This is a genomic window from Pseudomonas sp. FeS53a (assembly GCF_000931385.1).
GTDB classification, from domain to species: domain Bacteria; phylum Pseudomonadota; class Gammaproteobacteria; order Pseudomonadales; family Pseudomonadaceae; genus Metapseudomonas; species Metapseudomonas otitidis.
In genome coordinates, this window is record NZ_JYFT01000035.1 from 17,341 (window position 1) to 39,695 (window position 22,355).

At 69.7% G+C, this 22,355-nt stretch carries 23 protein-coding genes; 6 read left to right on the forward strand and 17 right to left on the reverse strand.

Going from position 1 to position 22,355, the window contains the following annotated elements:
- Positions 1-21 precede the first annotated feature (21 nt).
- Positions 22-1,851 carry a long-chain-acyl-CoA synthetase gene (locus SZ55_RS09795; protein ID WP_044404910.1) on the forward strand — a complete coding sequence of 610 codons (1,830 nt, stop codon included), beginning with the start codon at positions 22-24 and terminating at the stop codon, positions 1,849-1,851.
- 62 nt (positions 1,852-1,913) lie between these two features.
- Here the strand turns inward: SZ55_RS09795 and SZ55_RS09800 are convergent, their stop codons facing one another.
- The 6 genes from SZ55_RS09800 to SZ55_RS09825 all read right to left on the reverse strand — a co-directional run bounded on the left by SZ55_RS09800 (position 1,914) and on the right by SZ55_RS09825 (position 8,357).
- The gene (locus SZ55_RS09800; protein ID WP_236692404.1) at positions 1,914-2,399 is read right to left on the reverse strand and encodes a hypothetical protein; all 486 of its coding nucleotides are present in this window, start codon (positions 2,397-2,399) and stop codon (positions 1,914-1,916) included.
- Positions 2,400-2,466: 67 nt separating this feature from the next.
- Positions 2,467-2,817 carry a hypothetical protein gene (locus tag SZ55_RS09805; protein WP_044404913.1) on the reverse strand — a complete coding sequence of 117 codons (351 nt, stop codon included), beginning with the start codon at positions 2,815-2,817 and terminating at the stop codon, positions 2,467-2,469.
- Entirely contained in the window at positions 2,814-5,258 is a 2,445-nt protein-coding gene (locus SZ55_RS09810; protein ID WP_044404916.1) for a hypothetical protein, read from the reverse strand. The genes SZ55_RS09805 and SZ55_RS09810 overlap by 4 nt, the downstream gene beginning before the upstream one ends.
- A gap of 78 nt (positions 5,259-5,336) precedes the next feature.
- Entirely contained in the window at positions 5,337-6,077 is a 741-nt protein-coding gene (locus tag SZ55_RS09815; RefSeq protein WP_044404919.1) for a hypothetical protein, read from the reverse strand.
- Positions 6,074-6,664 carry an RNA polymerase sigma factor gene (locus SZ55_RS09820; protein ID WP_044404923.1) on the reverse strand — a complete coding sequence of 197 codons (591 nt, stop codon included), beginning with the start codon at positions 6,662-6,664 and terminating at the stop codon, positions 6,074-6,076. The genes SZ55_RS09815 and SZ55_RS09820 overlap by 4 nt, the downstream gene beginning before the upstream one ends.
- 1 nt (position 6,665) lies before the next feature.
- The gene (locus SZ55_RS09825; RefSeq protein WP_044404926.1) at positions 6,666-8,357 is read right to left on the reverse strand and encodes a vWA domain-containing protein; all 1,692 of its coding nucleotides are present in this window, start codon (positions 8,355-8,357) and stop codon (positions 6,666-6,668) included.
- A gap of 302 nt (positions 8,358-8,659) precedes the next feature.
- Here SZ55_RS09825 and SZ55_RS09830 point away from each other — a divergent pair, with 302 nt between their 5' ends.
- Positions 8,660-9,721: an SMP-30/gluconolactonase/LRE family protein gene (locus SZ55_RS09830; protein ID WP_044404929.1), complete on the forward strand. Its 1,062-nt coding sequence runs from the start codon at positions 8,660-8,662 to the stop codon at positions 9,719-9,721.
- A gap of 81 nt (positions 9,722-9,802) precedes the next feature.
- On the opposite strand, the gene murB is transcribed toward SZ55_RS09830, so the two are convergent.
- The 8 genes from murB to SZ55_RS09870 all read right to left on the reverse strand — a co-directional run bounded on the left by murB (position 9,803) and on the right by SZ55_RS09870 (position 16,639).
- The gene (gene murB, locus SZ55_RS09835) at positions 9,803-10,822 is read right to left on the reverse strand and encodes a UDP-N-acetylmuramate dehydrogenase (RefSeq protein ID WP_044404931.1); all 1,020 of its coding nucleotides are present in this window, start codon (positions 10,820-10,822) and stop codon (positions 9,803-9,805) included.
- On the reverse strand, positions 10,819-11,280 hold the full coding sequence (locus SZ55_RS09840; protein ID WP_044404933.1) for a low molecular weight protein-tyrosine-phosphatase: 462 nt from the start codon (positions 11,278-11,280) through the stop codon (positions 10,819-10,821). Before SZ55_RS09840 ends, murB begins: the two co-directional genes overlap by 4 nt.
- Positions 11,280-12,044: a 3-deoxy-manno-octulosonate cytidylyltransferase gene (gene kdsB / locus SZ55_RS09845; RefSeq protein WP_044404936.1), complete on the reverse strand. Its 765-nt coding sequence runs from the start codon at positions 12,042-12,044 to the stop codon at positions 11,280-11,282. Before kdsB ends, SZ55_RS09840 begins: the two co-directional genes overlap by 1 nt.
- A complete protein-coding gene (locus SZ55_RS09850; protein ID WP_044404939.1) occupies positions 12,044-12,229 on the reverse strand; it encodes a Trm112 family protein in 186 nt (61 codons plus the stop codon). The genes kdsB and SZ55_RS09850 overlap by 1 nt, the downstream gene beginning before the upstream one ends.
- 35 nt (positions 12,230-12,264) lie before the next feature.
- Entirely contained in the window at positions 12,265-13,269 is a 1,005-nt protein-coding gene (lpxK, locus tag SZ55_RS09855) for a tetraacyldisaccharide 4'-kinase (protein WP_044404942.1), read from the reverse strand.
- Positions 13,269-13,712, reverse strand: coding sequence for an ExbD/TolR family protein (locus SZ55_RS09860; RefSeq protein ID WP_044404945.1), 444 nt, complete (start codon positions 13,710-13,712; stop codon positions 13,269-13,271). Before SZ55_RS09860 ends, lpxK begins: the two co-directional genes overlap by 1 nt.
- Positions 13,709-14,344, reverse strand: a complete 636-nt coding sequence (locus SZ55_RS09865) for a MotA/TolQ/ExbB proton channel family protein (RefSeq protein ID WP_044404948.1) — start codon at positions 14,342-14,344, stop codon at positions 13,709-13,711. Before SZ55_RS09865 ends, SZ55_RS09860 begins: the two co-directional genes overlap by 4 nt.
- Positions 14,345-14,416: 72 nt before the next feature.
- The gene (locus SZ55_RS09870) at positions 14,417-16,639 is read right to left on the reverse strand and encodes a DNA internalization-related competence protein ComEC/Rec2 (protein WP_044404951.1); all 2,223 of its coding nucleotides are present in this window, start codon (positions 16,637-16,639) and stop codon (positions 14,417-14,419) included.
- A 147-nt stretch (positions 16,640-16,786) separates the two neighbouring features.
- Between SZ55_RS09870 and SZ55_RS09875 the strand changes: the two genes are divergently transcribed.
- A complete protein-coding gene (locus SZ55_RS09875) occupies positions 16,787-17,317 on the forward strand; it encodes a DUF2062 domain-containing protein (protein WP_044404954.1) in 531 nt (176 codons plus the stop codon).
- Between the two features lie 63 nt (positions 17,318-17,380).
- Here the strand turns inward: SZ55_RS09875 and SZ55_RS09880 are convergent, their stop codons facing one another.
- From SZ55_RS09880 to SZ55_RS09890, 3 genes are read right to left on the reverse strand one after another with little or no spacing between them, the layout of a single operon-like run.
- The gene (locus SZ55_RS09880) at positions 17,381-18,625 is read right to left on the reverse strand and encodes a lipoprotein-releasing ABC transporter permease subunit (RefSeq protein ID WP_044404956.1); all 1,245 of its coding nucleotides are present in this window, start codon (positions 18,623-18,625) and stop codon (positions 17,381-17,383) included.
- A gap of 1 nt (position 18,626) precedes the next feature.
- Positions 18,627-19,310: a lipoprotein-releasing ABC transporter ATP-binding protein LolD gene (gene lolD / locus SZ55_RS09885; protein WP_160481182.1), complete on the reverse strand. Its 684-nt coding sequence runs from the start codon at positions 19,308-19,310 to the stop codon at positions 18,627-18,629.
- A 1-nt stretch (position 19,311) separates the two neighbouring features.
- Positions 19,312-20,562 carry a lipoprotein-releasing ABC transporter permease subunit gene (locus SZ55_RS09890; RefSeq protein ID WP_044404962.1) on the reverse strand — a complete coding sequence of 417 codons (1,251 nt, stop codon included), beginning with the start codon at positions 20,560-20,562 and terminating at the stop codon, positions 19,312-19,314.
- Between the two features lie 96 nt (positions 20,563-20,658).
- Here SZ55_RS09890 and SZ55_RS09895 point away from each other — a divergent pair, with 96 nt between their 5' ends.
- The 3 genes from SZ55_RS09895 to SZ55_RS09905 are packed head-to-tail and all read left to right on the forward strand — an operon-like array spanning position 20,659 to position 22,254.
- Positions 20,659-21,240: a PilZ domain-containing protein gene (locus SZ55_RS09895; RefSeq protein WP_044404965.1), complete on the forward strand. Its 582-nt coding sequence runs from the start codon at positions 20,659-20,661 to the stop codon at positions 21,238-21,240.
- Positions 21,241-21,244: 4 nt separating this feature from the next.
- Entirely contained in the window at positions 21,245-21,538 is a 294-nt protein-coding gene (locus tag SZ55_RS09900; RefSeq protein WP_044404968.1) for a hypothetical protein, read from the forward strand.
- Positions 21,535-22,254 (forward strand): glycerophosphodiester phosphodiesterase, encoded by a 720-nt coding sequence (locus tag SZ55_RS09905; protein WP_044404971.1) that lies wholly within the window; start codon positions 21,535-21,537, stop codon positions 22,252-22,254. Before SZ55_RS09900 ends, SZ55_RS09905 begins: the two co-directional genes overlap by 4 nt.
- Positions 22,255-22,355 lie beyond the last annotated feature (101 nt).

A 22,355-nucleotide genomic window follows, 5' to 3' on the forward strand; every position in this document is an offset into this window, starting at 1 on the left:
CAAGACTGAAGTGCGAGAACCATGACCCAGGCCGACCTGATCTCCCCGTTCCGCTTCCTCGCCCGCCTGCCGGCGAACCTCAACCGCGTGCCCCGCATGTTGCTGGGCCTCTACTTCACCGGGATCCGCAACCGCGACAAGACGCTCTCCCTGGGCTGGGCCCTGGAGCGGGCGGCGGCGCGCTATCCGCAGCGGCCGGCGGTGATGGACGAGACGCGCAGCCTGACCTACGCCGAGTTCAATGCCTGGGCCAACCGCATCGCCCACGCGCTCAAGTCCGAGGGCGTGGGCCCCGGCAAGGTGGTGGCGATCATGCTGGAGAACCGCATCGAGATCCTCGCGGTGCTGGCGGCGGTGGCCAAGCTGGGCGGCATCGGCGCGCTGGTCAACACCACCCAGCGCGGCAAGGTGCTCGCCCACAGCCTCAACCTGGTGAAGGCCGGCCACCATGTGGTCGGCGAAGAGCTGCGCAGCGCCTTCGAGGAGGTGGAGGCGGAACTGGAGACCGCCGGCGCCCGGCGCTACTGGGTGGCCGACGATCTGGACACCCGCCGCGATGCCGGACAGGCCCCGCGCGGCTGGACCAACCTGATGCGCCTGGCCGGCGAGCACAGTGCGGAGAACCCGGCGGACACCGGGCGGGTGCGCCTGAAGGACGCCTGCTTCTACATCTACACCTCCGGCACCACCGGCCTGCCGAAGGCCTCGATCCTCAGCCACGGCAAGTGGATCAAGGCCTACGGCGGCTTCGGCCACTCCGGGCTGGGGCTCACCGACCGCGACGTCTTCTACCTGACGCTGCCCTGCTACCACAACAACGCCGTGACCGTGAGCTGGGCCTCGGTGCTGGCCGGTGGCGCGGCCATCGCCCTGCGCCGCAAGTTTTCCGCCAGCAACTTCTGGAAGGACGTGGCGCGCTACCAGGCCACCTGCTTCGGCTACATCGGCGAGCTGTGCCGCTACCTGCTGAACCAGCCGCCCTGCCCCGAGGAGAAGGACAACACCCTCACCAGCATGATCGGCAACGGCCTGCGCCCGGCCATCTGGGACGAGTTCAAGACCCGCTTCGGCATCCAGCGCGTCACCGAGTTCTATGCCTCCAGCGAGGGCAACATCGGTTTCACCAACGTCTTCAACTTCGACAACACCGTGGGCTTCTCCCCGGCCACCTACGCCATCGTCCGCTACGACCTGGAGAACGACTGCCCGGTGCGCGACCACAAGGGCTTCCTGACCAAGGTGGACAAGGGCGAGCCGGGCCTGCTGATCAGCGAGATCAGCGAGAAGTGGCCCTTCGACGGCTACACCGACCCGGCCAAGAGCGAGGCGGTGATCCTGCGCAACGTGTTCAAGAAGGGCGATGCCTGGTTCAACACCGGCGACCTGATGCGCGACATCGGCTGCAAGCACGCGCAGTTCGTCGACCGCCTGGGCGACACCTTCCGCTGGAAGGGCGAGAACGTCTCCACCACCGAGGTGGAAAGCGTGCTGGGGGTGTTCGACGGGGTGGAGGATGCGGTGGTCTACGGCGTGGAGATTCCCGGCACCAACGGCCGCTGTGGCATGGCGGCCCTGCGCCTGAGCCCCGACGCGGACCTGGACGCCGCCGCCGTGGCCGAGCACCTGGACCGCGAGCTGCCGCCCTACGCCGCCCCGCTGTTCCTGCGGCTACTGGACGAGATCGAGACCACCGGCACCTTCAAGTACAAGAAGACCGACCTGAAGAAGGCCGGCTTCGACCCCACCCAGGTCAACGAGCCGCTCTATGTGCGGCTACCGGGGGAACCGGCCTTCCGCCCCCTGGACACCGACCTGCATGCAGCGATCCAGAGCGGCGAGTACCGCTTCTGAGGCTGCTCCACGGGGTGAGCCCGGCTCACCCCGTTGCCTTCTCGCCATGAGCGCCAGCCGGGCTACTGCTTGAACTCGATCTGCAGCTCGGCGCCCTCCACGGAGCGCAAGTAGTCTTCTTCCCGCTGGTTGGTGATGAGCTTGCCGTTGAGCTGGTAGGGGCTCTGCTCCGGCGGCTTCTCCACGAACATCGGCGGCAGCAGTGGCCGGTCGGAGTGTTGCTCCTGCTTCACCCGCGGTTCCAGTTCGTCCACCAGGTGCTTGGGCAGGCTCAGGTCGAGCTTCGGCTCGCGCAGCTTGACCTGCTCCACCTTGGACGGCTTGGGCTTGGCGGGCGTGGGCTTCGGTTTTGGCTTGGGGGTGGCGGGCTTGGGTTTGGGCTTCGGCTTGGCTTGCGTAGAGGCCTCTGCGCAGGCGTTGCCGGGGCTCACGGCGGGCATGGCCACCAGGCCAGGCCAGGCGTCCACCCGGGGGGCCACCGGGGCCGGGCTGGCCAGGGTCGATGCGCAGAAGCCAAGGAACAGGGCAGGCAGCAGGATTCGGGTCATGGAGCGGCTACCGCAGGGTGAGATGTGCGCCATGCTGGCGCGCCAGGCGGACACTGGCAACCCTGCTTCATTCGCGGGCGGCTTCACGGCCGGTGAATACGGCCACCAGCAGCAGGCCGAAGCCCAGGGTATGGACCAGCCCGCCGATGGCGCTGATGCCGCTGAAGACCACGCTCACCCGCGCTGCCTCCATGTCCTCGGCCCACAGGTAGACGGTGAGGTAAAGCACCTGCTGCAGCAGGGTCCAGGCCAGCATCACGCCCATGCTGGCCAGGCAGAAGCGGGCGGCCCGGGGGCGCTCGCGCCAGTAGCGGACGGACAGGGCGATGCCGGCCAGCCAGGCGATGATCAGCGGTACCAGGCCGATGTAACCGAGAACCTGCATGGTCAGGGCGTGGGAGAGGATGCTCTCGCTCATTGGGGTCTCCAGGGGTCGAGATGGGCGGTATCGAGGCGCCGCCACTGGGCAGCACGGAGGCGCTCGGAAGGTGGCAGCCAGAGGCCGTCCACGGCCTCCAGCGCCTCGGGGGCGACGCCCAGGAGGGCGTCGAGGGGCAGGTGTCGAGGCTCGCCAGCCTCTTCTGCGACGTCGTCGTGGTACGGGTGGTTCCGCCAATGCAACGCCCCACCGCTGAACCCTTCGAAACGCGGCATCGGGCCGATGGGGTCGGGCCAGGGGTGGAGCCGGTGCGCGAAGGTGTCCAGCACCAGCAGGTGCCACTCGCCGTCGTCATGGCGTGTCAGGGCCAGGTAGCGGCCGTCCGCCGACCAGGCCATGGCCGGGGCGAGATCGGCCAGGGCGCAACCGCAGGCGGTAAGCAGGTACCCACCCTGGCGCGGCAGGCGCTCATGCAGGTAGGCGCCGCCATAGGCGGTGCGGCTGCCGAACAGCCAGGCCGCATTGCCACCGGCGGGCGCCGGCAGCACGAAGTCGCCGTAGGCGTTGGAAGCGGGCGGCTGGCTCAGCGGGCGCCAGTCGGGCAGCGGTTCGAGCGCCGCGCCCACACGCAGGCGGCGCAGGGCATAGCAGAGCTGGCTGCCCTCCCGGCGCGTGAGGAAATCCGCAGCGCTCGCCACCGGGGGTGGCGGCTGGTCGATGGTCTGCAACGGGGTGGCCGTGCGCGTGTCGGCCAGGCGTCCGGTCACCACGGCCAGTTCGACGATGCCGTCCTGGAAATCCATCAGCCGTGCCAGGGGCAGGCCGAGGTCGATGCCCAGCAGGCGACGGGCCGGCACGTCCGCCACCACCAGGCGATGGGGTACGGCCGGGGCTTCGGCGAACGCCACCAGTGCGAGGTAGCGACCGCAGGCGGAAACACGGTGATCCAGGCACCACTCGCCCTCCAGCACCCACTCACCGATGCGGCAGCGGTAGGCGGCCCGCAGCCCGTCGGCGCTCTCCCGCTGCCACTCCAGCAACGGGCGGCGGCCATCGGCCAGCGGTGCCAGGCGCAGGTCGGCCTGCATCACCGGCGTGCCCCGGCCGAGGGGGTACAGCAGCTCCAGCCGCGTGGCAGCACGCAAACCCGGCACGGCGCGGCCCCAGGCGTCGAAGCCGGCCAGGCGTTCGAGTTCCTCGTTGAAGATGTGGTGCACGGCGTTCCCATGCTCCATCTGGTCCAGTTCGGGGAGGTCGAAGCGGGCCTGCATGACCAGGTGGGTCGGCTCCAGCGCGAGCGGCGCTTCGAGCATCAGGCGCGGCTCATCCTCCCGCGGCTGCCAGTCGTCCAGGGTGCGCCAGCCCGGCCCGGCTTCCCAGACCCGGACAGGGCATGGCCAGGGACGTTCCTGGGCGGTGTCGCGCAGGCGGCAGGCGAAGGCCAGGCCGTCGGCTCGCCACACGGGGCGCGCGTCGTCGGGCAGCAGCAGCCCGGTGGGGGCGTCGTCCAGCCACAGCTGGTAGCTGGGGTAGCGCAGCGGCAGCAGCGGATCGTCACGCTCGCGCAGTCGCTCCGGCAGCCAGGGTTCGCCGCGCAGGCGATGGGGGCCGGTGGGGGGCGAGAGGTCCAGCACGGCCTGCTGCTGCCTCTCGGCCCAACCGGGAGCGAGCCAGAGGTCGCCGATGGCGACGAAGTCCTCGCAGGTCGCCTCGCGCAGCACGGCTTCGAGGCTGAGGCGGTAGCCCTGGTCCGACACCAGCGGGCTGTGGCGACCGCGCAGCTCGCCGCCACTGAAGGCATCCAGCTCCCAGAAGGCGTCGTTGGCGCAGTGGTAGAGCCGGCGCAGCTGGCGATCAAACACCGCCAGCGACCAGGCGCCGCGCGAGGGGATCGGCGCGGCGAAGTAGCGGCCGTCGTCGGAGAAGCGGGCCGAGCTGCCCAGGCCCTCCAGCAACACGCCGTCAGGCATCAGGTAATCGGTGTACACCGGCCCGCCCATGGCGATCTCGCCCCAGCCCAGGGTGCGCACCGGCTCGCCTTCCGGCGTGAGCAGCTCACCGCCGCCCCAGGCGCTGGTGCCCCGGGCGCCCGTGGCCACCGGGCCGATGGGTTCGGCCGTGACCGGGGCGCTGGCCAGGCCCAGGCGACGCTCCAGGGTCGCCGCGCTGGCCAGGCCGATGAACACCCAGAGCACGCCGGCGCCGATGCCCCAGTAGCCGGGCAGCGTGGCTCCCAGGCTGAAGGCGGCGCCGATCACGGCGCTGGTGAGCAGGCTGCTGACGCCCTTGCCGATGCGCGGCCAGCGGGCGACGACGATCAGCACCAGGGCCAGCCCCACCACGCTTGCGGCCGCACCGGCCAAGGGCAGGCTGGCCACCAGCAGGATCGGAAGCACCAGCACCGCCAGTTGCCAGACGAGCCCCAGCAACAGGCGCGGCAGGCTCTCGGTCGGGGCGTCGGATTCGGGAACGGGGGGCATGTCAGGCTCCTGCGCGGGCGTCACAGGGTGACGGATCGACCGTCACCCTGGCGTGACACAGGCGGCAAGTCGCGACCATCAGGGCGCCGGGGAAGGCTCCAGGGCCTTCAGCAGGGCGTCCAGGTCCTGCCGGGGGTAGGCCTTGCGCAGGGCCTCCAGGCGCTCGTCGGCGGCCTTGGCCTGGCCTTGGCGTCGCAACTCCAGCACCTCGCGCAGGCCCTGCTGCAGGGCCGGTTCGAGGGGCGCAGCTACGGGCTTGGCCAGCTTGGCGGCGGGCGGGAAGGCCTCGTCGGCGGCCAGGCGGGCCTGCTCGGCGATCCGCGCATCGGCAGTGGCGCTGTCGGCCAGCGCGGCCACCGGGGCGGACTCGAACTGGGACGCGGCCTTTTTCATCTCCGCCGCCGGCGCGGGCGCGGAAAAGGCCTGCATCGGCGGCGCAGCCGGCTCGGCGCTGTAGCCGGCATCCGGGTCGGGAGCGCTGCGGGCCAGGGGCGCCGGGGCGGCTGGAGCCATGGCCGGTGCAGGGGCGACGGCGTACTCCGGCGGCTGCCGGTCGAGGTTCTGGAAGGTCAGGCTGACGCCCACGCCCAGGCAGGCCAGGCCGGCGAAGGCCACCGACCAGCGCTGGCGGCCACCGGGGCCGAACAGCCAGGCATGCAGGCGCTGGCCCAGGCTCGGCGCCGGCGGGCGTACGGCCTCGCGGGCGGCGGCGAGGATGCGTGCATCCAGCTCGGCGGAGGGCTCGCCCTCGCCGTGGGCACGGAAGTGGGCGAGCAATTGCCGCTCCAGCTCGTCCTCTCTGCGTTGGTCCTGGTTCATGCGGATATCTCCTCGGCGGCGGGGTCGGCCAGCAGCCGGCGCAGCTTCTGCAGGGCATAGCGCAGGCGACTCTTCACCGTCTCGGCGGGTGTGCGGGTCATCTCGGCGATCTCGTGCAGTTCGAGGTCGCCATGGGCGCGCAGCAGGAAGACTTCTCGCTGCTCGCCGGGCAGTTCGTCCAGGGCGGCCTGCAGGCGCTGGCGGTCGCGGCTGAGGCTCAGCTGGGCCTCGGGGCCGTCGGCCTCCTCGCTCGGCAGCAGGTCGGCATGGGCCTGCTCGTCGAAGGCCTCCACCTTGCCCTGCAGCCGTCCGTGCTTGCGCCAATGGTCGATCAGGCGGTTGCGGGCGATCTGGTAGAGCCAGGTGCGGAAGGCCACGGCCTCGCGCTGCTCGCTGGCGCTGCGCACCAGGCTGAGCCAGGTCTCCTGGAAGATCTCTTCGGCCAGCGAGCTGTCGCCGCACAGGCCGCAGAGAAAACGGTAGAGGCCGAGGCGATGGCGTGCGTAGAGCACGCCGAAGGCCTCGGCATCGCCGCGTCGGTAACGCCGCAGCAGGGCGGCGTCGTCATCCGTGATGGTGTCGCTCAAGTCACTCGGTCCGTACCGGGTTGGAGGCCGGATTTTGCAGGCTTTGCGCGAGTTCCACCAGTTGCACGAACTCGTTGCGCAGGCCGTAGGGGTCATCGCCGCGCGCGCCACGTGCCAGGGCCAGGGTGTCGGCGTAGCCGAACTGGCCGGTGTAGCGGGCGCCCTTGAGCTGCTGGGCGAAGGCGGCGACCGAGGCGGCGAAGCGCAGGTCGTCGCTGGCCTGGGCGATGGGACGGGCGTCGACGGCGGCGATGGGTTGCTCCAGCAGGCGGCTGGTGTCGGCACCCGGCGCCTTGTAGCGAATGCGCAGCCAGGCCAGCTCGCCGGCCTTGCCGGCCGCCGGTGCGGCCGGCTGGTAACGCAGCGGCTCAAGCCAGCCTTTGCCGCCGGCCGGGACGATCTCGTACAGCGCGGTGACGGTATGGCCCGCGCCGATCTCGCCGGCATCGACCTTGTCGTTGCTGAAGTCTTCGCGCTTGAGGGCACGGTTCTCGTAGCCCAGCAGGCGGTATTCGCTGACCTGGGCGGGGTTGAATTCCACCTGCAGCTTCACGTCCTTGGCCACCACCTGGAGGGTGGAGCTGAGCTGGTCAACCAGCACCTTGCGGGCTTCGCGCAGGCTGTCGATGTAGGCGTAGTTGCCGTCGCCGGCGTCGGCCAGCTGTTCCATCAGGTGTTCGTTGTAGTTGTCCACGCCAAAGCCGAGGGTGGTGAGGGAGATGCCGGTGCGGCGCTTCTCCTCGGCCAGGGCCTTGAGGCTGTCGAAGTCGCTGATGCCGACGTTGAAGTCACCGTCGGTGGCCAGGAGGATGCGGTTGATGCCGTCCTTGATCAGGCCCTTGCGCGCCTGAGCATAGGCCAGCTGGATGCCGGACTCGCCGGCGGTGGAGCCCCCGGCGGCCAGTTGGTCGATGGCGGCGCGGATCTTCTCCTTCTCGTTGCCCGGGGTGGACTCCAGCACCACGCGGGCTTCGCCGGCGTAGGTGACGAGGGACACGCGGTCCTCGGGGCGCAGCTGGTCCACCAGCAGCTTCAGGGTGCCCTGCACCATGGGCAGGCCTTCGCGACGGTCCATGGAGCCGGAGACGTCCACCAGGAACACCAGGTTGGCCGGGGGAATGCGTGCGACCTGGGTGTCGGAGGCCTTGATGGCGATGCGCAGCAGGCGCGCCTCGGGGTTCCACGGCGAGCGGGCCAGTTCGGTGTCGATGCCGAACGGCACGTTGCCCTTGGGCAGCGGGTAGTTGTAGGGGAAGTAGTTGACCATCTCTTCGAGGCGCACCGCCTCCTTGGGCGGCAGGCTCCCACCGTTGAGGAAGCGCCGTACGTTGGCGTAGGCGCCGGTGTCGACGTCGATGCTGAAGGTGGAGACCGGCTCGGCGGCCACGGCGTGGACGCTGCTCTCTTCCACCTTGGCGTACTGCTCGCGGTAGCTGTCCTGGTAGCCGGGGAGGCTGTCGGTCAGCGGTGCGGGGGCCACCGGTACCGGTGCCATCATCTTGCGCTCCATCACCGCGTAGCTGGCGTTGGGCTCTATGGCGGCAGGCTTGGCGGCCAGGCTGTCTTTCTGCGACGCGCTGGCGGCGCCGCTGGTCTCCCCGCCATGCTGGGAGCAGGCGGCCAGGGCGAGCAGCAGGGTGGCGGCGAAACCGGCGGCGAGGGGGCGACGGGTCAGGGCTTGGAGCGGGTGCATGGCGGGTTCTCCTGGGGGGGACCGGAATGTCCTTGTGCACCGGTAGACGGAGGGGGTTCGGCGAACGGGTTAAGGGGTGTGAAGTTTTTTTGCGGTTCGAGAATGCGCCCCCCCTGGCGGCGGAAAAACGGCCGCCGCTTGCGGGTCGTCCGTAAAAAACCTCCCCACCCTAACCGCGACGCAGTAGCATCCCGCCTCGGATCTTCGGCCTCGCGCCGATCCCCCGGGGCGGCCGGCACGCCACGAAAGAGCCGCCTCCGACAACAACCAGGCCCCGTGGGCCACCGCCAGGGAATTCGGACATGAAGAAGTTGCTGGGCCTGCTGGCCCTGTTGATCCTCGCGCTCACCCTCTACCTTGCCTTCACCCCCTCCCCCATCGACCCGCTGGCCTGGGATGCGCCGCCGGCGCCGACCATGACCGGGGTGCTGGAACCCAACGACACGCTGATGAAGGCCGAGCTGCTGGCCAAGGGGCAGGTGCACGGGCCGGAAGACACCGCCGTGGATGCCCAGGGCCGCGTCTACGCCGGCCTGCATGACGGCCGCGTGGTGCGCATCGACACCGACGGGCGCCTGGAAACCTTCGCCGAGACCGGCGGCCGCCCCCTGGGCATGGACTTCGACGCCCAGGGCAACCTGATCGTCGGCGACGCCTACAAGGGGCTGCTGAGCATCGACCCGAAAGGCACCATCAAGGTGCTGGCCACCGAGGCCGAAGGCGGCCCGTTCCGCTTCACCGACGACCTGGACATCGCCAGCGACGGCCGCATCTATTTCACCGACGCCTCGGACAAGTTCCAGCAGCCGGACTACCTGCTGGACCTGCTGGAGGCCCGCCCCCACGGCCGCCTGATGCGCTACGACCCGGCCACCGGCAAGGTGGAGGTGCTGCTCAAGGACCTGTACTTCGCCAACGGCGTGGCGCTGTCGGCCAAGGAAGACTTCGTGCTGGTGAACGAGACCTACCGCTACCGCATCACCCGCTACTGGCTGAGCGGCGAGAAGGCCGGGACCCATGACGTGTTCATCGACAACCTGCCGGGCCTGCCGGACAACCTGCAGGGCGACCGCAAGGGCACCTTCTGGGTGGCCCTGCCCTCCCCGCGCAAGGCCGATGCGGACTTCCTCCACACCCAGCCCTGGCTGAAGGCACAGATCGCCAAGCTGCCCCGCGCGCTGTGGCCGAAGGCGGTGCCCTACGGGCTGGTGATCGCGCTGGACGAGAACGGGCAGATCATCCGCAGCCTGCACGACACCAGCGGCACGCACCTGCGCATGATCACGTCGGTGAAGCCGGTGGGCGACACACTGTACTTCGGCAGCCTGGACAACGACCGCATCGGCAAGCTGAAGCTGCATTGAGGCAAAAGGGCTCTCCCACCTGGGAGAGCCCTTCGGACGGGCGTTTTCAACACCGTCGGTATTCCCGCAGCCTGCCAGGGGTCAGAGCAGGTTGGGTTCCATCTCCAGTTCGACCCCGAACCGGGCGGCGATGTCCGCCTGGATGCGCCCGGCCAGGGCGTGGATCTCCCCACCGGTGGCCTGGCCGTGGTTCACCAGCACCAGCGCCTGCAGGCGATGGACGCCCGCATCCCCTTCGCGAAAACCCTTCCAGCCGGCCTTGTCGATCAGCCAGCCGGCGGCGAGCTTCGCCAGGCCTTCGCCCTGGGGATAGGCCACCAGGTCGGGGTACTGCTGGCGCAGCGCCTCGGCCTGGGCGGCCGGCACCACGGGGTTCTTGAAGAAGCTGCCGGCGTTGCCGAGCTGGGCCGGGTCCGGCAGCTTCTCGCTGCGGATGGCACAGATGGCGCGGCTGACATCACGCGGGGTGGGCGCGCTGATGCCTTCGGCCTCCAGGCGCTGACGCACCGGGCCGTAGTCCAGGTGCAAGGCGGCGGCGCGGCCCAGGGCGAAGCGCACGCGCAGGATCACCCAGCGGCCGGCCTCGCGCTTGAAGCGGCTCTCGCGGTAGCCGAAGGCGCAGTCGTCGAGGCCGAACTCGCGCAGCTCGCCGCTCCGGCGATCCAGCGCGGTGAGGCCGACGAAGACGTCCTTGATCTCCACCCCGTAGGCACCGATGTTCTGCATCGGCGCGGCGCCGACCGTGCCCGGAATCAGGCTGAGGTTCTCCAGCCCGGCCAGGCCCTGGTCGAGGGTCCAGAGCACGAAGGGATGCCAGGGTTCGCCGGCTTCGGCTTCGACGATGACGCGTCCGTCGGCCTCGGCCAGCACGCGGATGCCACGGCTGGCCATGCGCAGCACCAGGGCGTCGAGGTCACGGGTCAGCAGCAGGTTGCTGCCGCCGCCGATCACCTGCAGCGGCAGGTCGCGCTCGGCGGCCAGGGCCAGCGCTTCGCGCACCTCGTCGTCGTTGCGGGCCTCGGCGAACAGGCGCGCATGCACCGATACGCCGAAGGTGTTGTAGGGCTTGAGGGGCTGGTTGTCGTGCAGTTGCAGGCTCACAGGCGCTCCCGGATCTCGGCGATCAGGCCGTCGCAGGCCTGCTCCACCAGGTCGAGCACGGTCTCGAAGCCGTCTTCCCCGCCGTAGTAGGGATCGGGCACTTCCTCGGTGGCCAGGCCGTAGCGGCGCAGGAACAGGTCCGGGGCGTTGCCCCGGCCGGCGTGCAGGGCCTTGAGGTCACGCAGGTTGGAGTGGTCCATGGCCAGGACCAGGTCGAAGCGCTGGAAGTCCTCGGCGCTGACCTGGCGCGCACGCAGGGCGGAAAGGTCGTAGCCGCGCTTGGCGGCGGCCTGGCAGGTGCGCGGGTCCGGCGCCTTGCCGATGTGCCAGCCGGCGGTGCCGGCGGAATCCACTTCCACCCGCTCAGCCAGGCCGGCCTGTTCCAGCTTGCCGCGCAGGACGCCCTCGGCGGTGGGCGAGCGGCAGATGTTGCCGAGGCAGACGAAGAGAACGCGCATCAGGCCCCCAGCAGGCGGCGGACCCGCTCCAGGTCTTCGGCGGTGTCGACCCCGGCAGCCGGGGCTTCCAGGGCATCGGCGACGTGGATGCGCACGCCGTGCCAGAGGGCACGCAGCTGCTCCAGGCACTCGGTGTCTTCCAGCCAGCACGGGCCCCAGGCGACGAAGTCATGCAGGAAGCCGGCGCGGTAGGCGTAGATGCCGATGTGGCGGCGGTAGGGCACGCCGGCCGGCAGGCTGTCGCGGTCCCGGGCGAAGGCGTCCCGCGCCCAGGGCAGCGGTGCGCGGCTGAAGGTCAGGGCCAGGCCGTTGAGGTCGGTCACCACCTTCACCACGTTGGGGTTGAACAGGGCCTGCACTTCGCCGATGGGCTCGGCCAGGGTGGCGATGCCGGCTTCCGGGTGGGCGGCCAGGTTGGCGGCCACCTGGTCGATGATCGCCGGGGGGATCAGCGGCTCGTCGCCCTGCACGTTGACCACGATGGCGTCGCCGGCCAGGCCCAACTGGGTGGCCACTTCGGCCAGACGGTCGGTGCCGGAGTTATGGTCGACGCGGGTCAGCACCACCTCGGCGCCGAAGCCCTGGCAGGCCTCGACGATGCGCGCATCATCGGTGGCCACCACCACGCGCTCGGCGGCGCTGCGACGGGCCTGCTCCCAGACGTGCTGGATCATCGGTTTGCCGCCGATGTCCTGCAGGGGCTTGCCGGGCAGGCGGGTAGAGGCGTAGCGGGCGGGGATGACGACGGTGAAGGCCTGGCCCATCACTTGTCCAGCCGTTCATCGACGTTGAGGGTGCGGGCTTCGCCTTCGAGCATCACCGGGATGCCTTCACGCACGGGGAAGGCCAGGGCGTCGTTCTTGCAGATCAGCTCGCTCTTGTCGTCGGAGAGCTTGAGCGGGCCCTTGCACAGCGGGCAGGCGAGGATGTCGAGCAGTTTCGGGTCCATGGGGGAATCCTTGGTGACCGCCTCGGGGGCGGGTTTCAGGGGCGGGCCGGCGCCAGTGCGGCGAGGCGCGCATCGAGCCAGCGGACGAAGCCGGCGGATGGTACGGCGTCCACCGCCAGGTACCACCAGTCGGCGCCGGCGAAGGCCCGGCACTTGACCGCGTCCTTCTCCGTCATCACCAGGGGCAGCGGCGGGCTGAACTGCAGCTCGGCGGGCCCGAAGCGGGCGTGATCGGCGAAGGCATGCGGAATCGGGCGCCAGTTTAGCGCCTCGAGCGTGGTGAAGAAACGCTGCGGGTTGCCGATGCCGGCCACCGCGTGCAGGGCCTGGCCGGGGGGGAAATGTTCGAGCCCGACGCGCTCGCCGCTGCGCAGGTTGACCAGCGCCGAGGGGCGCAGGCGGAAGCCGTGGGCACCGTCTGGGCCCTCGTCTGCGCCGTTGTAGAGCACGGCATCGACGCTGGCCAGGCGCTCGGCGGGCTCGCGCAGGGGGCCGGCCGGCAGGCAGCGGCGATTGCCGAGGCCACGGGCGGCGTCGATCAGCACCAGTTCGATGTCCCGCGCCAGGCGGTAATGCTGCAGGCCGTCGTCGCTGAGGATGAGGTCGAAGGGCCCCTCCTCCAGCAACGCGCGGACGGCGCGGGAACGGTCGGGGTCGATCACCAGCGGCACGCCGCTGCGCTGGACGATCAGCAGGGGTTCGTCACCGGCGACGGCGGCGCTCTGGTCGGCCTCGACCCGCCAGGGCAGGTGCGGCGGCTCGGCGCCGTAGCCCCGGCTGACCACGCCGACGCGCAGGCCGCGCTGCCGGCAGTGCTCGATCAGCCAGAGGATCATCGGGGTCTTGCCGGTGCCGCCGACGGTGATGTTGCCCACCACCATCACCGGGACCGGGGCGCGGTAGATCTCGCCCTCGCCGGCCAGGAAGGTGGCACGGCGACGGGCGGCGATGCGGCGGTAGAGGGCCTCGAGCGGGCGCAGCAGGCCCAGTGCGGGATGGCCCCGGTACCAGGCCTCCAGCAGGCGGTCGGAGAAGGCCATCAGGGCTTCTCCGGCTGGGCCTCGACGGTGGTGATGCGCAGCTTGCTGAAGCCCAGCTTGCCGGCGGCATCCATGGCGGTGATCACCGACTGGTGAGTGGTCTTGGCGTCGGCGCTGATGATCATCGGCAGGCTGTTGTCACCACCGGATTCCTTGCCCAGGGCGTTCATCAGGGTGGTGAGGTCGTTCTTCACCAGCACCTGGCCGTTGAGGGCGTATTGCCCGTCGGCGCTGATGCTCAGCTCCAGGGTCTTCTCGGTGGTGGCCTCGGTGGGCGTGCCGCTGACCGCCTCGGGCAGTTCGATCTTCATCTCGCTGGGGCGGCTGAAGGTGGTGGTGACCACGAAGAACAGCAGCAGCACGAAGATGACGTCGATGAACGAGGTCAGGTTGAGGAAGACTTCCTCGCGGGCCACGTTGCCCGCCCGACGGCGGAACTTCACGCTTTGCCTTCCTCTGCGAAGTCCACTTCACGGTCGCCCTGGGTCACTTCCACCAGCTTGATGGCGTCCTGTTCCATGGCCACCACCAGCTCGTCGACACGACGCAGCAGGAAGCGGTGGAAGAACACGGCGGGGATGGCGACCATCAGGCCGGCGGCGGTGGTGATCAGCGCCTTGCCGATACCGCCAGCCAGGGCCGGGGCGTTGGCCATGCCGTTGTCCATGAAGCCGCCGAAGATCTCGATCATGCCGAACACGGTGCCCAGCAGGCCGAGCAGCGGGCCCATGGCGGCAATGGTGCCGAGGGTGTTGAGATAGCGCTCCAGCTCGTGGATGACGCGGGACGCGGCCTCCTCGATGCACTCCTTCATGATCTCGCGACCGTGCTTGGAGTTGGCCAGGCCCGCGGCGAGCACCTCACCCAGCGGCGAGGAGGCGCGCAGCTCCTTGAGCTTCTGGCTGTTGAGCTGCTTGTCCTTGACCATGCGCCAGACCTGGCCCAGCAGTTGCGGCGGTGCGACACGGTTCTTGCGCAGCGTCCAGAGACGCTCGGCGATGATGGCGGTGGCGACCACGGAACTCAGAATGATCGGCAGCATCATCCAGCCGCCTGCTTTGACCAGCTCCCACACGGTGGTAAATCCCCTCGAAAAAAGTCGCGCAACTCTAGCACAGGGCACCCGGCCCGCCGACCGTCGCTGTTCTCATTTTTCCCGCCAGAAACGTGCCTGGCTCCGCAGTCCCGACACCTCGCCGTGGGTGCCCAGGCGAATCAGCAGCGCGCCGGACTCGGCGGTGTCGTAAAGAACCGCCGGCAGTGCACGGTAACGCGCCAGCACCTGGGGATGGGGATGGCCGAAGGCGTTGCGCGCGCCCCGGGAGATCAGCGCCCCGCGCGGCCGCACCGCCTGCAGCAGGCGCGCCGAGGAGGAGCTGCGGCTGCCATGGTGGGGCGCCAGCAGCCAGTCCGCAGCGAGGCGCTCGCCGCTCTCCACCCAGGCGGCTTCGGCGGCCTGGCCGAGGTCGCCGGTCAGGTGCAGGCGCTCGCCGTTGGCCTCGAGGGTGAGCACGCAGGAGCGATCATTGCTGTCGCGGGCCTCGGGCCAGCGCCAGGTGCGCAGGTGCACGCCATCCCACTCCCACTGGCGGGCTTCGCAGGGCTGGGCGTTGAGGCCGGGCGGCAGGCGCTCCACCTCGCCGCTGATCACCCGCGCCACGGACAGGGCGCGCACCACCGCCTCGGCCCCGCCGGAATGGTCGTTGTCGGCATGGCTCAGCAGCAGTTCGTCCAGATGCCGTACACCCAGCCCGCGCAGGGCCGGCACCACCACCCGCTCGCCCAGGTCGAAACCGCCCTGGCGCGGGCCGGCGTCATACAGCAAGGCGTGGTGCTCGGTGAGCACCAGCACCGCCAGGCCCTGCCCCACGTCCAGCACGCGGACATCCGCCGTACCGGGCGCGGGCCGCTGCAGGGGCGGCCAAACCAGCAGCACCAGCAACAGCAGCCCCGGCAGGCGAAAGGGCAGCGCCGGCGGCAGGATCAGCAGCAGGCAGCCCAGCAGCACCAGGCCCCAGCTCCAGACCGCCAATGCAGGCGCCTGCCAGGCCGGCATCGCCTCGGCGATCCAGCCCAATAAAAGGAAGAGCCCCTCCAAGGAAAGCCCCGCCAGCCACAGCAGGCCTTCCCCCAGGCCGGGCACGGCGTGCAGGGCCGTGCCGGCCAGGGACAGCGGCACAGAGACGAAGCTGACCCAGGGCACCGCCACCAGGTTGGCCAGGGGGCCGCTGAGGCTGATGGGCAGGGCAAGGGCCATCAGCGCCGGGGTCAGCGCCAGGCTCAGGGTCCACTGTGCCCGCCACGCACTGCGCCAGGCCGGCAGGCTGCCCAGCCGCCCGGCGAACACCAGCACCAGCAGCGCCACGGCTGCGAAGGAGAGCCAGAAGCCCGCCTGCAGGGAGGCCAGCGGGTCCACCAACAGCACGATACAGAGCACAGCCAACAGCGGCGTGACCACCCCGAGCCGGCGGAAACGCAGGCGCCAAAGCAGCACCAGGGCGGTCATCAGGCAGGCGCGCTGCACCGGTACGTCGAACCCGGCCAGCGCCCCATAGCCAAGGGCACCGGCCAGGGCCAGCGCGCAGGCACAGGGCAGCCAGGGCAGGCGCGTTGGCCAGATCCCGAGCCGGGCCAGGGCGGCCACGGCACCGTAGAGCAGCAGTGCCAGCAGGGAGATGTGCTGCCCGGAGATGACCATCAGGTGAACCGTGCCGGTGTCCTGCAGGTGCCGCCAGTCGCGGCTGCTGAGGCCGGAGCCGTCGCCCAGCACCAGCGCGGCGATGGTGCCGTTGCGCCCCCGCGCCTCGGCCTGTTGGATGGCCTGGCGCAGGTCGTCACGCCAGGCGCCGGGCCCTTCGGCCGCCATGAGCCGCTCGCCCGCCTTCACCGTGCCGGTGGCACCGATATGCCGGGCCAGCAGCCAGGCCTCGTAGTCGAAGGTGTGGGGGTTCACCAGGCCACGCGGGCGGCGAAGGGTGACGGCCAGTCGCCAGGTCTCGCCGCTGCGCACCTCCGGCCCGCCGTACCAGGACACCCGCATCCGCCCGGGCAGGCGCAGCCCTTCGATGGCAGCGGGCACCAGTTCGAAGCGCACCACGCCGCCCTCCTGCTGCGGCAGGCCGACCACCTGCCCCTGCAGCCAGCGGGTGGTGCCGTCCAGCACCGGGTCGAGCCGGTCGTCGAGGGCGACCTGGGCGCAGTGACAGGCCCAGGCGAAGCCGATCAGGGCAACGCCCAGCGCTCGCGTCCGCCAGGGCAGCAGCACCACGCCGATGCCCGCCAGCCCCAGCAGCACCCAACCGGGCGGCAGCGCCGGCAGGAAGCGCAGCGCCAGCAGCCCACCGGCCAGGGCCAGCCAGAAACCTCGCATCCCCTACCCTCCCTGGAGACGATGCGAACCCGAGGCCCGTGGTTGAGCGGGTGCCTCGGGTTCGTTCATTTATCGACACAAACTGTCCCGGCGGTGTCATGAATCGCTATGCATAATGACCGGCGCTTCCGCCCGCCGAGACCGCCGATGCCGCGCCACCTCTTCAAACGCTACATGCCCAACCCGGACACGATCAGGGAGCACAAGTCCCTGCGTTTCCTCGGCACGCTGCTGCACGATCCCAACCTCTGGCACCTCAATCGCCATTCCGTCTCGCGGGCGATGGCCATGGGGCTGTTCGCGGCTTTCGTGCCGATCCCGATGCAGATGCTGCTGGCCGCCGGCCTGGCGGTGATGGTGCGAGCCAACATGCCCATCTCGGTGGGGCTGGTGTGGCTGACGAACCCTATCACCATGCCGCCGGTGTTCTATTGCACCTACAAGATGGGCGCCTGGCTGATGGGCGTGGCGCCGCGCACGCTGCCGGACTCGCTCACCTGGGAGTGGATCACCCAGGAGCTGTCCACCCTGTGGCAACCCTTCCTGCTGGGCTCGCTGGTCTGCGGTGTGCTGGTGGGAGCGCTGGGCTACGTGCTCACCATGCTCTATTGGCGCTGGTGGGTCGCCCACAGCTGGCGCAAGCGGCAACGTCGCCGCCGCGAGCGCACGGGGGCCTGACACCGGGAAACGAAAACGCCGCATCACTGCGGCGTTTTTTCGTCTGCGGCATCCGGGCGGGGATCACTCGTAGCGCAGGGCCTCGGCCGGGTGGGTCTGGGCGGCACGCCAGGCCGGGTAGAGGGTGGCGAGGAAGCTCATCAGCAAGGCCGCGCCGCAGACCATCACCACATCGCCCACCTGCAGGTCGGACGGCAGGTAGGCCACGAAGTACACGTCGGAACTGAAGATGTGCAGGCCGGTGGCGCGTTCCAGGGCGGCGATCCAGGTGCTGACGTTGAGCGCCGTGACCACGCCGAGCAGGGTGCCGATCAGGGTGCCGACGCTGCCGATGACGCTGCCCTGGACCATGAACACCGCCATGATCTGCCGGGGCGTGGCGCCCAGGGTGCGGAGGATGGCGATGTCGGCGCGCTTGTCGGAGACCACCATGATCAGCGTGGCGATGATGTTGAAGGCGGCGACGGCGACGATCAGCATCAGCAGCAGGCCGATCATGGTCTTCTCCATCTTCATCGCGCTGAACAGGCTGCCCTGGGTGTGGGTCCAGTCGTCGGCCCGGTAGCCCGCGCCCAGCTGCCGGGCGATCTCGGCGGACACCTGGGGCGCCTGGTACAGGTCCTTGAGGGCGATGCGCACCCGCTGCACGGTGCCTTCCGGCAGGCGCAGCACATCGGAGGCGTCGGCGACGTTGATCAGCGCCAGGGTGCTGTCCAGCTCAGCGCCGACCTTGAATACGCCCACCACGTTGAAGCGCTGCATGCGCGGGGTGATGCCGCCCGGGGCGCTGCTCAGCTCGGGGACGATCAGGGTCAGCTTGTCGCCCACGGAGAGGCGGAAGCGCCGCGCGGTGATCTCGCCGATGACGATGCCGGACTCGCCGGGGCGCAGGTCCTGCAGCGAGCCCTGCACCATGTGCTGGCCGATGATGGAAACCTTGGGCTCTTCCGCCGGGTCGATGCCGTTGATCTGCACCGGCTGCATCAATCCCTTGAAGGAGAGCATGCCCTCCAGCTCGGCGAACGGCGCCACGCCGGTGACGCTGCGGTTGCGCGAGGCGGCCTCGGCCACCTGGCGCCAGTCGGCCAGCGGTTCGGGCCCGGACAGGGTGGCGTGGGGCACCATGCCGAGGATGCGCGAGCTCATTTCCTTCTGGAACCCGTTCATCACCGAGAGCACCACGATCATCGCCAGCACGCCCAGCGCCAGCCCGATCATCGAGGTCAGGGAGATGAAGGAGATGAAGTGGTTGCGTCGCTTGGCACGCACGTAGCGCGCCCCGACGAAGACGGCGAGGGGTCTGAACATGTCAGGCAGCCACCAGCCGGCCGTCTTCCAGGCGCAGCACGCGGTCCATCTGCCGGGCCAGTTGCGGGTCGTGGGTGACCACCAGGAAGGCGGTGCGCGACGACTGGCTCAGCTCCAGCATCAGTTCCTGAATGCCCTGGGCGGTGTGCTGGTCGAGGTTGCCGGTGGGCTCGTCAAGCAGCACCAGCGCCGGGTTGTTGACCAGCGCCCGAGCGATGGCGACGCGCTGGCGCTCGCCGCCGGACAGCTCCGCCGGCTTGTGCGTCAGGCGGTGGCCGAGGCCGACGCGCTCCAGCAGCGCGGTGGCGCGCTGGCGGGCTTCGGCGATGGGCGTGCGGCCGATCAGCAGCGGCATGCAGACGTTCTCCAGGGCGGTGAACTCCGGCAGCAGGTGGTGGAACTGGTAGACGAAGCCGAGCGCACGGTTGCGCAGCAGGCCACGGGCGCGTTCGTTGAGGGCGGACAGCTCTTCGCCGGCCAGCCAGACGCTGCCGGTGGTGGGTACGTCGAGGCCGCCGAGCATGTTCAGCAGGGTGCTCTTGCCGGAGCCGGAGCTGCCGACAATGGCCACGCGCTCGCCGGGGTTCAGCTCCAGTTCGACGCCGCTGAGCACCTGCACGGACTGCGGGCCCTCCTCGTAGCTCTTGGCGATGTTGCGGCAGCTCAGCACCGCGCGGTCTTTCACGTCACTCATAACGAAGCGCCTCAGCAGGCTGGGTGCGGGAGGCACGCCAGGCCGGGTAAAGGGTGGCGAAGAAACTCAGGATCAGGGCAGCGCCGCAGACCAGGACCACGTCCTCCAGCTGGAGCTGGGAGGGCAGGTAGTCGATGAAGTACACCTCGGCGCTGAGGAATTTGTGGCCGATCAGGCGCTCCAGGCCGTCGATGGCGGCGCTGATGTTGAGGGCGGCGAGCACGCCCAGCACACAGCCGATGGCGGTGCCGACCACGCCGATCACCGTGCCCTGGACCATGAAGATGCCCATGATCTGCCCCGGCGTGGCGCCGAGGGTGCGGAGGATGGCGATGTCGCCCTTCTTGTCGGTCACCACCATCACCAGGGTGGAGATGATGTTGAAGGCAGCCACGGCGACGATCAGCAGCAGCAACAGGCCGATCATGGTCTTCTCCATGCCGATGGCCTGGTAGAGGTTGCCGTGGGTGCGGGTCCAGTCGCGGGCGTAGAAGTCCTCGCCCTTGAGCTGGCCGGCGATCTGCCAGGCGATCTGCGGTGCCTGGAACAGGTCGTCCAGCTTGAGCCGCAGCCCCTGCACCTGCTCGGGTTTCCAGCGGTGCAGACGGGCGGTGTCCTGCAGGTTTGTCAGCGCCAGGAAGCCGTCCAGTTCACCGGCGCCGACATGGAACAGGCCGACCACGGTGAAGCGCTTCATGCGCGGGAAGACCCCGGCCGGCGTCACCGAGACCTCGGGCAGCACGATGGTGACCTTGTCGCCCATCGTCACGCCCAGCTTGGCGGCGGCGCGGTCGCCGATGACGATGCCGAACTCGCCCGGGCGCAGGTCCTGGATACTGCCCTGCTGCATGAAGTTGCCGATGATCGACACGGCGCCTTCGAGGTCCGGGTCCACCGCATTCACCAGCACCTTCTGCACCTGGCCATTGCTGGTCAGCAGGCCCTGCATCTGGATGTAGGGCGCCACGGCGGCGACGCCCGGCTGCTGCCGGACCTGCTCGGCGAGGGCCTGCCAGTCGTTGATGGGCACTGCGGATTCGATGGTGGCGTGGGGCACCATGCCCAGCACGCGTTCGCGCATCTCCCGGTCGAAGCCGTTCATCACGGACAGCACGAGGATCATAACCAGCACGCCGAGGGCGAGGCCGATCATGGAAGTCAGGGAGATGAACGAGACGAAGTAACTGCGACGCTTGGCGCGCGTGTAACGGGCGCCGATGAACAGGGGCAGCGGTCTGAACATAGAAAAAAGGTTCGCTTGCGAAGAAAGGAACGTCCTTGTGGCGGGGCCCGGCGAGCAGCTTTACACTCTGACCACCCCTGCAGCCATGGGTTCGCCATGTCGATACAAGACGCAGATGACCGCCGCGAATACTACCGTATCGAAGATACGATCGCACTGGAATTCATGCCGCTTTCCAGTGCCCAGGCGCAGGCTGGCGAAGCCCTCCAGGACCCTTCCCCGCTGTTCAACCTGCTCAGCGACCTGCACCTGATGGACTTCGAGTCCCAGCACCTGTTGCGCCACATCGCCGAGCGCGACCGTACCCTGGCCAGCTACCTGAAGGTGATCAACAAGCGCATCGACCTGCTGGGCCAGGCGGTGGCCCAGAGCCTGATGCGCGACATCGGCCCGCCCCGGCAGGTGACGCTGTCCGAAGGTGGCGTGGGCTTCGTCACCGCACAGCCGTTGGATCAGGGCACCCACCTGGCGATCAAGATGGTACTGATGCCCCAGGCGCTCGGCCTGCTGTTGCGTGCGGTAGTGATCCACTGCAAGCCGCGCGAGGACGGCCAGTACGAACTGGGTACCGAATTCGAAGCGCTGACTGACGCACAGCGCCAGTTGCTGGCCCGGCATATCCTGCAGAAACAGGCCCAGGCCCGTCGCCTGGCCCGCCAACGCCCGTCTTCAGGATGAATCCATGTCGCGTCTGCTGCTCCTGCTCTGCCTCGCCCTGCCCCTCCCCGTCCTCGCTGACACCCTGGAAATCCCGCTGGGCCAGCAAGGCGACAGCGGCAGCCCGCTGCCTGCGCGCGGTGAGTCGCAGCGCGCCGTGCTGGAGCGTTTCGGCCTCCCGGACGAGGAGCACCCGGCGGTCGGCAAGCCGCCGATCGCCCGCTGGGACTACCGTGAGTTCTCCGTCTATTTCGAGAGCGGCCGCGTGATCGACAGCGTCCGCCACCACCAACCCCGCAACCCCGAGGTTTCCCAGTGACCCTGATCTACGGCCATCGCGGCGCCAAGGGCGAATGCCCGGAAAACACCCTGGCCAGCTTCCAGCAGTGCCTGTCCCACGGCGTCAAGCGTTGCGAGCTGGACCTGCACCTGTCCCGCGACGGCGAGCTGATGGTGATCCACGACCCGACCCTCAAGCGCACCACCGGCCGTCGCGGCAAGGTGGTGGAGCATGACGCCGAGGAGCTGGTGAAGTACGACGCACGCCTGGGCGGCCCGGGCTGGGTCAGCCCCTGCCCCATCCCGCGCCTGTCCGAGCTGTTCGAGCGCTGCGACTTCGAGCACTGGCAGCTGGAGGTAAAGAGCGCCTCCCGCGTGCGCGCCGCGCGTACCGTGCTGGCGATCCAGGAACTGGCCGAGCGCTACGGGCTGATGGACAAGGTGACGGTCACCTCCAGCTCCCGCGAGGTGCTGCGCGCGCTGAACCGGCTGACACCGAAGCTCTCCCGTGGGCTGGTGGCGGAATATGCCTGGCTCGACCCGCTGAAGGTCGCCGCCCACCACGGCTGCGACCTGCTGGCGCTGAACTGGACCCTGTGCACCCCGGAGCGCCTGCTGCGCGCCCAGAAGCAGGGGCTGCACGTATCGGTATGGACGGTGAACGAGCCGGCCCTGATGCGCCGCCTGGCGGACTTCGGTGTCGACAGCATCATCACCGACTTCCCCGGCGTGGCGGTGAGTACGCTGCCGCGTTGAATACCCTGGCTCCCGGGCTGAAGCCCGGGCTAAGCAAGGCCCGGGCAGGCGGTGGGCTGAAGCCCGCCCTACGGCGCACGGCAGAAACGAAAAAACCGGCC